The 10,368-nt window shown below is 70.2% G+C and carries 12 protein-coding genes and 3 tRNA genes; 2 read left to right on the top strand and 13 right to left on the bottom strand.

Annotated elements, in window-relative coordinates:
• Window positions 1-103: 103 nt before the first annotated feature.
• The 3 genes from nusG to B7L92_RS20860 all read right to left on the bottom strand — a co-directional run bounded on the left by nusG (window position 104) and on the right by B7L92_RS20860 (window position 1,471).
• Window positions 104-922: a transcription termination/antitermination protein NusG gene (gene nusG, locus B7L92_RS20850; RefSeq protein ID WP_081239018.1), complete on the bottom strand. Its 819-nt coding sequence runs from the start codon at window positions 920-922 to the stop codon at window positions 104-106.
• A gap of 80 nt (window positions 923-1,002) precedes the next feature.
• The gene (gene secE / locus B7L92_RS20855) at window positions 1,003-1,290 is read right to left on the bottom strand and encodes a preprotein translocase subunit SecE (protein ID WP_081239019.1); all 288 of its coding nucleotides are present in this window, start codon (window positions 1,288-1,290) and stop codon (window positions 1,003-1,005) included.
• A 108-nt stretch (window positions 1,291-1,398) separates the two neighbouring features.
• A tRNA-Trp gene (locus B7L92_RS20860) sits at window positions 1,399-1,471 on the bottom strand.
• 294 nt (window positions 1,472-1,765) lie between these two features.
• On the opposite strand from B7L92_RS20860, the gene B7L92_RS20865 reads away from it, so the two are divergent.
• Window positions 1,766-2,992, top strand: a complete 1,227-nt coding sequence (locus tag B7L92_RS20865; RefSeq protein WP_004984561.1) for a pyridoxal phosphate-dependent aminotransferase — start codon at window positions 1,766-1,768, stop codon at window positions 2,990-2,992.
• A gap of 131 nt (window positions 2,993-3,123) precedes the next feature.
• Entirely contained in the window at window positions 3,124-4,164 is a 1,041-nt protein-coding gene (locus tag B7L92_RS20870; RefSeq protein WP_081239020.1) for an adenosine deaminase, read from the top strand.
• Window positions 4,165-4,170: 6 nt separating this feature from the next.
• Here the strand turns inward: B7L92_RS20870 and B7L92_RS20875 are convergent, their stop codons facing one another.
• The 10 genes from B7L92_RS20875 to B7L92_RS20920 form a co-directional block, all read right to left on the bottom strand.
• Complete coding sequence (locus B7L92_RS20875) at window positions 4,171-5,226, bottom strand: UDP-N-acetylmuramate dehydrogenase (RefSeq protein ID WP_081239021.1); 1,056 nt, start codon at window positions 5,224-5,226, stop codon at window positions 4,171-4,173.
• A gap of 69 nt (window positions 5,227-5,295) precedes the next feature.
• The gene (locus tag B7L92_RS20880; protein ID WP_081239022.1) at window positions 5,296-5,676 is read right to left on the bottom strand and encodes a DUF3291 domain-containing protein; all 381 of its coding nucleotides are present in this window, start codon (window positions 5,674-5,676) and stop codon (window positions 5,296-5,298) included.
• 50 nt (window positions 5,677-5,726) lie between these two features.
• Window positions 5,727-7,166 carry an MFS transporter gene (locus B7L92_RS20885; protein WP_081239023.1) on the bottom strand — a complete coding sequence of 480 codons (1,440 nt, stop codon included), beginning with the start codon at window positions 7,164-7,166 and terminating at the stop codon, window positions 5,727-5,729.
• A gap of 89 nt (window positions 7,167-7,255) precedes the next feature.
• Window positions 7,256-7,825 carry a TetR/AcrR family transcriptional regulator gene (locus B7L92_RS20890; RefSeq protein WP_174703994.1) on the bottom strand — a complete coding sequence of 190 codons (570 nt, stop codon included), beginning with the start codon at window positions 7,823-7,825 and terminating at the stop codon, window positions 7,256-7,258.
• Between the two features lie 167 nt (window positions 7,826-7,992).
• On the bottom strand, window positions 7,993-8,421 hold the full coding sequence (locus B7L92_RS20895) for a MaoC family dehydratase (protein ID WP_004984569.1): 429 nt from the start codon (window positions 8,419-8,421) through the stop codon (window positions 7,993-7,995).
• Window positions 8,422-8,429: 8 nt separating this feature from the next.
• Entirely contained in the window at window positions 8,430-8,882 is a 453-nt protein-coding gene (locus B7L92_RS20900; protein WP_081239024.1) for a MaoC family dehydratase N-terminal domain-containing protein, read from the bottom strand.
• 128 nt (window positions 8,883-9,010) lie between these two features.
• Window positions 9,011-9,175, bottom strand: coding sequence for a 50S ribosomal protein L33 (rpmG, locus tag B7L92_RS20905; protein ID WP_003948671.1), 165 nt, complete (start codon window positions 9,173-9,175; stop codon window positions 9,011-9,013).
• 125 nt (window positions 9,176-9,300) lie between these two features.
• A tRNA-Met gene (locus tag B7L92_RS20910) sits at window positions 9,301-9,373 on the bottom strand.
• A 46-nt stretch (window positions 9,374-9,419) separates the two neighbouring features.
• Window positions 9,420-9,492, bottom strand: a tRNA-Thr gene (locus tag B7L92_RS20915).
• A 77-nt stretch (window positions 9,493-9,569) separates the two neighbouring features.
• Complete coding sequence (locus B7L92_RS20920; protein ID WP_016824418.1) at window positions 9,570-10,247, bottom strand: DegT/DnrJ/EryC1/StrS family aminotransferase; 678 nt, start codon at window positions 10,245-10,247, stop codon at window positions 9,570-9,572.
• Window positions 10,248-10,368 lie beyond the last annotated feature (121 nt).

A 10,368-nucleotide genomic window follows, 5' to 3' on the forward strand; every position in this document is an offset into this window, starting at 1 on the left:
GCGGGTATGAATGTGCGGCCAAAAACCGAGCAGGTCAGACGGACGCGCGAGCGCTCGCCTGACCTGCGCGGAAGCGTGGGTCCAGAGGATCCGGCCCGAAGGGTCAGTTCTTCTGGATCTGGTCGAAGGAGAGCTCGACCGGCGTCTCGCGACCGAAGATCTCCACCAGGCCCTTGACCTTCTTGGAGTCGGGGTTGATCTCGTTGATGGTCGCCTGGAGCGTGGCGAACGGGCCGTCGGTGACGGTGACCGAGTCGCCGACCTCGAAGTCCAGCACCTGGACCTCGACCTTGCGCTGCGGAGCCGGCTTGCCCTCGGCCTCGGCGGCCTCGCGGGCGGCCTTCTCCTCGGCCTCCGGGGCGAGCATCTTGACGATCTCGTCCAGCGTCAGCGGGTACGGGTCGTAGGCGTTGCCCACGAAGCCGGTGACACCGGGGGTGTTGCGGACGACGCCCCAGGACTCGTTCGTCAGGTCCATGCGGACCAGGACGTAGCCCGGGAGCTTGTTCTGCTTGATCGTCTTGCGGTCGCCGTTCTTGATCTGGACGACCTCTTCCTGCGGCACCTCGGCCTGGAAGATGTACTCCTCGACGTTCAGCGAGACGGCGCGCTGCTCCAGGTTGGTCTTCACCCGGTTCTCGTATCCGGCGTACGTGTGGATGACGTACCACTCGCCGGGCAGCGTCCGCAGTTCCTCGCGGAGCTTCTCGACCGGGTCGCGGTCGTCCTCCTCGGCCGCTTCCTCGCCCTCGGCGGCGTCCTCGGCCTCGGCGGACTCGTCCGCGGTGTCGGCAGCCTCGGCCTCGGCGGAGGCCTCGGTGTCCTCGATGTCCTCGCCCGCGACGGCGTCGAGCGCGTCCTCGGCGGACTCGGCCCCCTCGTCGCGAGGCTCAACGGCGTCGTTCACGTTCGGGTCAGACACGGTGGCTGCTTCTTCCTGGATACATAGGGGTGGAACATGCGAAAGGAGCGCCGGGTGCCTCGGCGCTCTTCGCTCCCGGCTCAGCCGAAGACGTACTTGGCGGCGTGACCGAGACCATAGTCGATCAGGGTGACCAGGCCGATCATGATGACCACGAAGATGATCACGGCCGTCGTGTACGACGTCAGCTGGTTGCGGGTGGGCCAGACGACCTTGCGGAGCTCCGCCACGATCTGGCGGTAGAAGAGCGCGAGGCGCTTCAGCGGGCCCTTCTTGGCACGCTTGCCGCCTTTGCGGTTCTTCTTCTTGGAGTCCGGCGCCTCGTCCTGGGCATCAGGCATGTCGATGGAGCCCACGGCGTCCGTCACTCGTCCTCACCTGATTCCGGGTCGTGGCCGTGCCGCGCCCGGTCTGAGCCGCACGGCGGTGCATTGCTGTACGTACATGCGCACACATCCTGGCGAAGGTGTGTGTAGCAGGGCCGGAGGGACTCGAACCCCCAACCGCTGGTTTTGGAGACCAGTGCTCTACCAATTGAGCTACGACCCTTTGTGCGTCCCCCAACGTACCGCATCCCGCCGAGTGCTCGGTGTGCACCGGATGAACACGGGCCGTTGAAGGCCAACGAGGTGAGAGTGTACGTGGTCCTGGGCCGGGCGTCGAACAGAAAGTGGCCGCGGGGGGTCCCGCCACCGGAAGATCGGCGGGAGACCGGCGGAAGATCGCCCTGACCAGTGGCTCCCCGGCGGGTCGATCCGGACTGGTGTTCAGGGGTTTGCCCGATCCTGTTCAGTCGGTGAAACCCCCGTGTCACATGTGTTTCCGGTCTGGAACGATGGGTCCATGAGCGCTGCAACCCCTCCCACCGACCGCCGGGTCTCCGCCCGGGTCGGCGCGATCTCCGAGTCCGCCACCCTCGCCGTGGACGCCAAGGCCAAGGCCCTCAAGGCCGCCGGGCGACCGGTGATCGGCTTCGGCGCCGGTGAGCCCGACTTCCCGACGCCGGACTACATCGTCGAAGCCGCGATCGAGGCCTGCAAGAACCCCAAGTTCCACCGCTACACGCCGGCCGGCGGTCTGCCCGAGCTGAAGGCCGCGATCGCCGCGAAGACGCTGCGCGACTCCGGCTACGAGGTGGACCCCTCCCAGATCCTGGTCACCAACGGCGGCAAGCAGGCCATCTACGAGGCCTTCGCCGCGATCCTCGACCCGGGCGACGAGGTCATCGTGCCCGCGCCGTACTGGACGACGTACCCGGAGTCGATCCGGCTGGCCGGCGGTGTCCCGGTCGAGGTCGTCGCCGACGAGACGACCGGCTACCGCGTGAGCGTGGAGCAGCTCGAGGCCGCCCGCACGGAGCGGACGAAGGTGGTCCTCTTCGTCTCGCCCTCCAACCCGACCGGCGCGGTCTACAGCGCCGAGGACGCCGAGGCGATCGGCCGCTGGGCCGTCGAGCACGGGCTGTGGGTGCTGACCGACGAGATCTACGAGCACCTGGTCTACGGCGACGCGGAGTTCACCTCGCTCCCGGCGCTCCTGCCCGAGCTGCGCGACAAGTGCATCGTGGTCAACGGGGTGGCGAAGACGTACGCGATGACCGGCTGGCGCGTGGGGTGGCTCATCGGCCCGAAGGACGTGGTCAAGGCCGCGACCAACCTCCAGTCGCACGCCACGTCCAACGTGTCGAACGTCGCGCAGGCGGCGGCGCTGGCCGCGGTCTCCGGCGACCTGGACGCGGTGGCGAAGATGCGGGAGGCCTTCGACCGGCGCCGGAAGACCATCGTGCGGATGCTGAACGAGATCGACGGCGTCCTCTGCCCGGAGCCCGAGGGCGCCTTCTACGCCTACCCGTCCGTGAAGGCGCTGATCGGCAAGGAGATCCGGGGCAAGCGGCCGCAGAACTCCGTGGAGCTGGCCGCGCTCATCCTGGAGGAGGCCGAGGTCGCGGTGGTGCCCGGTGAGGCGTTCGGCACGCCGGGGTACCTGCGGCTGTCGTACGCGCTGGGCGACGAGGACCTGGTCGAGGGCGTGAGCCGGATCCAGAAGCTGCTGGCGGAGGCGCGGGACTGACGTTCCGCCCGCACTCGTCCGCGACAGGGGTGCCCGGGTTCCTCCCGGGCACCCCTGTTCATATGTGCGAGCAAGACCACGAAAGGGGAACCCGCTACCGGGGTGGCCGGGATGTACGGCAGGATCCAGGAATGGAGCGTGTACGTGATGTCTCTGAGCTGCCGAAGGCCCATCTGCACCTGCACTTCACCGGGTCGATGCGGCCCGCCACCCTGCTGGAACTGGCCGACAAGTACGGGGTGCGCCTGCCCGAGGCGCTGACCGACGCGCTGACCAGCGGGGAGCCGCCGAGACTGCGGGCCACGGACGAGCGGGGCTGGTTCCGTTTCCAGCGGCTGTACGACGCGGCGCGCTCGTGCCTGCGGGAGCCGGAGGACATCCGGCGGCTGGTGCGGGAGGCCGCGGAGGAGGAGCTGCGGGACGGTTCGCGCTGGCTGGAGATCCAGGTGGACCCGACGTCCTACGCACCCCGGCTGGGCGGGCTGATCCCGGCGCTGGAGATCATCCTGGACTCGGTGGACGCGGCGGTGCGGGACACCGGGATCGGGATGCGGGTGCTGGTGGCCGCCAACCGGATGAAGCACCCGCTGGACGCGCGCACGCTGGCCCGGCTGGCGGTGCGGTACGCGGACCGGGGGGTCGTCGGGTTCGGGCTGTCCAACGACGAGCGGCGCGGGATGGCCCGTGACTTCGACCGGGCGTTCGCGATCGCGCGCGAGGGCGGTCTGCTGTCGGCGCCGCACGGCGGGGAGCTGACGGGGCCGGCTTCGGTGCGGGACTGCCTGGACGACCTGGAGGCGGACCGGATCGGGCACGGGGTGCGGGCGGCGGAGGATCCGTGGCTGCTGCAGCGGCTCGCGGACCGCCAGGTGACGTGCGAGGTGTGCCCGGCGTCGAACGTGGCGCTGGGCGTGTACGACAAGCCGGAGGACGTGCCGCTGCGGACGCTGTTCGAGGCGGGTGTGCCGTTGGCGCTGGGCGCGGACGACCCGCTGCTGTTCGGCTCGCGGCTGGCGGCGCAGTACGAGATCGCGCGGCTCCACCACGGCTTCACGGACGCCGAGCTGGCGGAGCTGGCCCGGCAGTCGGTGCGGGGGTCGGCGGCGCCGCCGGACGTGAAGGCGGAGCTGCTGGCGGGTGTGGACGAGTGGCTGGCGGCGCCGGCGGGGTGAGCCCGCTCAGAGGCTCACGCCCACCGTCACCGGCTCGTTGACCAGCGTGACGCCGAAGGCCTCGCGCACGCCGGCGACGACCTCGCGGGCGAGCGCCAGCAGGTCCTCGGTGGTCGCGTCACCGCGGTTGGTGAGGGCGAGGGTGTGCTTGGTGGAGATGCGGGCCGGACCGTCGCCGTACCCCTTGGTGAAGCCCGCCTTGTCGATCAGCCAGGCCGCGGAGGTCTTGGTGCGGCCCTCCCCCGCCGGGTACGCGGGAGGCTCGGCGCCGGTGCCCAGGCGCTGCTCCACGCGGGCGCGGAAGGCCGCGAACTCCTCGTCGGTGAGGATCGGGTTGGTGAAGAAGGAGCCGGCCGACCAGGTGTCGTGGTCCTCGGGGTCCAGGACCATGCCCTTTCCGGCACGGAGCTTCAGGACCGTCTCGCGGGCCGTGGACAGGGGGACCCGATCGCCCGGCTCGACGCCGAGGGCGCGGGCCGTCTCGGCGTACCGGAGGGGGCCGGAGAGGCCGTCGGCGTCCTCCAGCGCGAAGCGGACGCGCAGGACGACGTGGCGCTCGGGGTCGGCCTTGAAGCGGCTGTGGCGGTAGGAGAAGGCGCACTGCTCGTTGGTGAGGGTGACCGTCTCGCGGGCCCGGCGGTCGTAGGCGACGACCTCGGTGAGGGTGGCGGAGACCTCCTGCCCGTACGCGCCGACGTTCTGGATGGGGGTCGCGCCCGCCGAGCCGGGGATGCCGGCCAGGCACTCGATGCCGGCCAGTCCCGCCTCCACGGTGCGGGCGACGGCGTCGGTCCACACCTCCCCGGCCGCGAGTTCCAGACGCGTGCCGTCCAGGGCGAACCCCCGGGTGGCGATGACGAGTGCCGTGCCGTCGAAGCCCTTGTCGCCGATGACCAGGTTGGAGCCGCCGCCGATGATCAGCAGGGGCGTGCCGCTGTCGTCGGCCTCGCGGACGACGGCGATCACCTCGTCGTCGGTCGTCGCGGTGACCAGCCGGGTGGCGGGGCCGCCCAGCCGGAAGGTGGTCAGCGGGGCGAGGGGGGCGTCGTGGAGTTCCTGCACGCGCTCAAGACTAAGGCCCCCGCCGGCTGCGGCCGGCGGGGGCGGTGGGGCTCGTACGCGCACGTGCGGTCAGGTGAGGCGTCGGGCGACCTCGGACCAGTCGACGGGGAGGTCCTCGCTCTTCGCCGTCCAGCGGGCGAACTTCGCGTCCCGCATCTGCCGGGCGAGGCGCCGGGCCGTCGGTGCGTGCGGGCCGGAGCGGGCGAAGGCGCCGAGGGCCTGCGGGGACTCCCAGGCGGAGAGGGTCCAGAAGGTCCGCCGCAGCGGCTCTGCCTTCAGGGTCGCCCCGTACGCGCCGGGGGCCCTGCTCACCTGCCACCACACTCCGGGCGTCTTGAAGAAGAACCGCAGGGCTCCCCAGAGGGTGCGGGTCTCGAAGCGGGAGGCGAAGACGTGCACCTCGGCGTGGGGCGGCGGGGTGTTCGGGACGGTCCAGGGGAGGATCGGCACGACCGGGCTCCTTCCTTTCGGGCGGGCTGACCGGGATGTCCGGGAGACGTTCAGGAGGCGCTTTCCAGAACCGGCTCGGCCGCGCGGGCGGCCGGCGGCCCCTCGGGGCGGGCGGGCCCGCGGGCCGGTACGAGCAGGACGGCGCATCCCGCGAGGGCGACCGCCGCGGCCCCCGTGACCAGGGCCGGCCGCAGTCCGTCGACGAACGACTGGGCGGACGCGTAGCCGCCCCGGGCCGAGAAGATCGACGCCATGATCGCGATGCCGAGGGCGCCGCCCACCTCGCGCAGGGCGTTGTTGGCCCCGGAGGCGATGCCCTGCTCCTTCGGCCGGACGCTGGACATCACCAGGTTGGAGGCCGGGGCGAAGAACAGGGCCATGCCGACGCCGCTGACGACCAGGGCGGGCAGCTGGGCGGTGTAGGAGGCTTCGGCGGTCGCCACCCAGGCCAGGTGGCCGAGGCCGAGGGCCTGCAGGAAGAGCCCGGTGGCGACGACCGGACGGCCGCCGACGCGGTCGGAGAGGAGGCCGGCGATCGGGGCGACGAGCATCGGCATCCCGGTCCAGGGCAGCATCCGCAGGCCGGCCTCGGTGGGCGAGTAGCCGAGCACGCCCTGCATGTACTGGCTGAGCAGGAAGATCGAGCCGAACATGCCGAGGAACATCAGCAGGCTCGCCGCGTTGATGCCGGAGAAGGCCCGGGAGCGGAACAGCCGCATCGGCAGCATGGGGTTCCTGGCGCGGATGCTGTAGTGGACGAAGCCGACGAGCAGTGCCGTCCCGGCGAGCAGGCCGGTGAGGACGACGGTGCCGGTCCAGCCGTCGACGGGGCCGCGGACCAGACCGTAGACGATGCCGAACAGGCCGCCGCTGGCGAGCAGGGTGCCGGGCAGGTCGAGCGGGGCTCCGGTGCCGCGGGACTCGGCGAGGCGCAGGCGCGCGAGCGGGATGAGGAGCAGGCCCAGCGGGACGTTCAGCCAGAAGATCCACTGCCAGGAGATGTGTTCGGTGAGACTGCCGCCGACGAGTGGTCCGGAGGCCACGGCGAGTCCGTTGACGGCGCCCCAGATGCCGTAGGCCGTCCCGCGCCGCGCCTCGGGCACGGCGGCCGTCAGCAGGGTGAGGGTGAGGGGCATCATGACCGCGGCTCCGGCGCCCTGGACCGCGCGGGCGGCGATGAGGGAGTCGATGCCGGGTGCCATGGCCGCGGCGGCGGACGCCCCGGTGAAGACGGCCAGACCGGCGACGAAGAGCCGGCGGCGGCCGAAGCGGTCGCCGAGGGCCGCGCCGAACATCAGCAGGACGGCGAAGGTGAGCGTGTAGGCGCTCACGGTCCATTCGAGGTCGTGCAGCGCCCCGCCCAGGTCCTCGCGGATGGAGGGCAGGGCGGTGGTGACGACGAGGTTGTCGAGGGCCGCCATGAATCCGGCGACGCTGGTGATGACGAGTGCCCAGGCGGCCGATCCGCGGCCGGTGGTCTGCTGTGACATCGCTCCCCCAGGAGATGGTCCTTTTGGTTAGTTATTGATGACTAACTTTTCTGCGCCGAAAAAAGGCGGCCTCACACCGCCCTCGTCCGTCACTCCTTCGACGGGCGCTCGGACCGCGCCGACGGGGAGAGCCCCTCCCAGATGCGGTGCTCCGGCGGGAACCCCATGGCCGCCACACAGTTGATGAGCATCCCGTACGCCATGAAGGTCGTCGTCTCGCCGACGTCGGCCCCCAGCGCGAGGTGGACGGTGTCCCACAGCCGCAGCCAGCCGGCGCGCACCGACGCGCCGAACTCGTGGTCGCCCTCCTGCTCCGCGGCCGCCACGGCGAGGTACATCTGCATCTGCATCATCAGCAGTTCGGGCCGTTCCGCGATGGTCCTGGTGTAGGCGTTCGCCATGGCGTGCAGGGCCTCTTCGCCCTCCAGCCCCTCGGCGGCCTCCGTGAACATGCGGATGATGTCCTGCGAGCAGCGCTCCGCCGCCGCCAGGAAGATGGCCTTCTTGCCCGGGAAGAGCCGGAAGAGATACGGCTGCGAGACGCCGACCCGCTTCGCGATCGCCTCGGTCGACGTGCCGTGATAGCCGCCGCGCGCGAACTCGGCGGTCGCCGCGCGGACGACGCTCTCGCGCCTCTCCTCTGCGCTCATCCTGACCATGCCAGTAAGTTAGTACTCAATCACTAACTACGTCAAGAAGGATCCCGCTCGCTCCTCGACGGGAGGGACGGGCCCGACCGAAAGGTGTGAGGGGTGTCCTCCGCCCTGGTGGCGGAGGACACCCCTCACGTTTCTTCTCGTCTTCTCGCGTTCCTTCCGGCCCCGCGTCAGGCCAGTCGTACGACCGCCCGCGACATCCCCAGCACCTTCTGCCCGGCGCTGGTCGCCGTGAGGTCCACGCGGACCGTGTTGTCGTCGAGCTTGGCCGCGACCTTGCCGCTGACCTCGATGACGGCGCCCTGCTCGTCGTTCGGGACGACGACCGGCCGGGTGAAGCGGACGCCGTACTCCACGACCGCGCCCGGATCCCCGGTCCAGTCGGTCACCACGCGGATCGCCTCGGCCATGGTGAACATGCCGTGCGCGATGACGTCGGGCAGACCGACCTCCCTGGCGAACTTCTCGTTCCAGTGGATGGGGTTGAAGTCGCCGGAGGCGCCCGCGTACCGGACGAGGGTCGCCCGGGTCACGGGGAACGTCTGCGCGGGCAGCTCGGTGCCGACCTCGACGTCGGCGTAGGAGATCTTCGCCGTCATGGTGTTGCTCACGCCTCCTCGGCCGCGCGGGCCACCAGCTTGGTCCAGGCGGTCACGACGTGCTCGCCGGCCTCGTCGTGCACCTCGCCGCGGATGTCCAGTATGTCGTTGCCGGCCATCGACTTGACCGACTCGATGGTCGAGGTGACCGTGAGCCGGTCCCCGGCCCGCACCGGACGGACGTAGGCGAACTTCTGGTCGCCGTGCACCACACGGCTGTAGTCCAGGCCGAGCCGGGGGTCGGCGATGACCTGGCCGGCCGCCTTGAAGGTGATCGCGAACACGAAGGTCGGCGGGGCGATCACATCGGGGTGGCCGAGCGCCTTGGCGGCCTCCGCGTCCGTGTACGCCGGGTTGGCGTCCCCCACCGCCTCGGCGAACTCACGGATCTTCTCCCGGCCCACCTCGTAGGGCTCGGTGGGCGGGTAGGTCCGCCCCACGAAGGACTGGTCGAGCGCCATGCGCGCGGCACCTCCTGTGTCTGGTGTCATGACCCTACGGCGAACACGACGGCCGCGGGTCGACCGGTGAGGGAAACGACACGAGGCCGCCCCCCGACTGCGGGGACGGCCTCGTGTGCGAGCCTGATTTATCGCGTTTCGCGGTGCGCGGTGTGCGCGTTGCAACGCGGGCAGTGCTTCTTCATTTCAAGACGATCCGGGTTGTTGCGCCGGTTCTTCTTGGTGATGTAGTTCCGCTCCTTGCACTCCACGCAGGCCAGCGTGATCTTCGGGCGGACGTCGGTGGCAGCCACGTGAGTGCTCCTTGACGAACGGATGGACTGTTTAACGCAGAAAGAGTAGCCGATCGAAGGACCGACCCCTTAACGCAGAAAGAGTAGCCGATCGAAGGACCGACCCCGCAATCGGCTACTGACTGTAGCGGTGACCGGACTTGAACCGGTGACACAGCGATTATGAGCCGCTTGCTCTACCGACTGAGCTACACCGCTGCGATGCGATCGGACCCCGCCTCGCGGCGGGTACCTCTCACACCAGAGCCCCAAAACGGAATCGAACCGTTGACCTTCTCCTTACCATGGAGACGCTCTGCCGACTGAGCTATAGGGGCCTGTTGCCGTGTGCGGGGTTTCCCTCGCGGCAACGGAATAGATCATACCCTGAACAGACCCGTGCTCCCAACCACGCTCAAGAGGTCGGCTGCAGCAACCCGCCCAGCGCATTGCACGCGGACGCGATGCGCTGCATGTCCCGCTTGGTCAGCGAGGCGTCCACCGGAAGCGCGAGCGTCTCGTCGGCGGCCCGCTCGGTCTCGGGCAGGAACACGCACCGCCGGAATTCGGGCAGGCGGTGCACAGGCGTCTTCACCGGCACCCGGCAGTCAACGCCCTTGGCGCGTATGGCCCGTGCGAAGGCATCCCGGTCGGGCCGTCCGTTCCCCGGCACCCGCACCACGTACTGCCGATAGGTGTGCCCGACGCCGCCCTCGGGCGTCCGCACCCCCCTCAACTTCGCGTCGAGGAACGCCGCCCGCTCCCGGCGCCGTGCTGTCTCCTCGTACGGCGCCTCGGGCTCTCCGTGCTCCAGCACCAGCAGCCCGTGCCGTCGGCCGAGGGCGTGCAACCGCTCGAGCTCGGCGGGCCTGCCGAAGCGGTGGACGACAACCACGGCCGCCGTCCGGGGAGTTACGGCCGCCTCCACGGCGGCCGGCTCGAGGCAGTACGACGCCGGATCTATGTCGGCGAACACCGGCAGCGCTCCCGCCATCACCACGGCTTCGGCGACTTCCACGTTCCCGAAAGCCGGTACGACGACCTCGTCACCGAAGCCGACGCCGGCAGCTCTGAGCAGTGCAGCAGTACCCATGGAGTGGATGCTCGTTGCGCAACGTGAACGTCAAGTGACGGTAAACAAAAAAGGGTTGGACCCCGAACCGAAGTCCGGGGTCCAACCCTTATCAAGAATTGTTCGGCGGCGTCCTACTCTC

It is taken from the genome of Streptomyces viridosporus, from assembly GCF_002078235.1.
GTDB lineage: Bacteria > Actinomycetota > Actinomycetes > Streptomycetales > Streptomycetaceae > Streptomyces > Streptomyces viridosporus.

Coding starts and splice junctions, on each gene's coding strand:
- B7L92_RS20920 (WP_016824418.1), bottom strand. CDS start 10,247: ATGGGTACTGCTGCACTGCTCAGAGCTGCCGGCGTCGGCTTCGGTGAC.
- B7L92_RS20900 (WP_081239024.1), bottom strand. CDS start 8,882: ATGGCGCTCGACCAGTCCTTCGTGGGGCGGACCTACCCGCCCACCGAG.
- B7L92_RS20895 (WP_004984569.1), bottom strand. CDS start 8,421: ATGACGGCGAAGATCTCCTACGCCGACGTCGAGGTCGGCACCGAGCTG.
- B7L92_RS20885 (WP_081239023.1), bottom strand. CDS start 7,166: ATGTCACAGCAGACCACCGGCCGCGGATCGGCCGCCTGGGCACTCGTC.
- B7L92_RS20890 (WP_174703994.1), bottom strand. CDS start 7,825: ATGGTCAGGATGAGCGCAGAGGAGAGGCGCGAGAGCGTCGTCCGCGCG.
- B7L92_RS20870 (WP_081239020.1), top strand. CDS start 3,124: ATGGAGCGTGTACGTGATGTCTCTGAGCTGCCGAAGGCCCATCTGCAC.
- B7L92_RS20865 (WP_004984561.1), top strand. CDS start 1,766: ATGAGCGCTGCAACCCCTCCCACCGACCGCCGGGTCTCCGCCCGGGTC.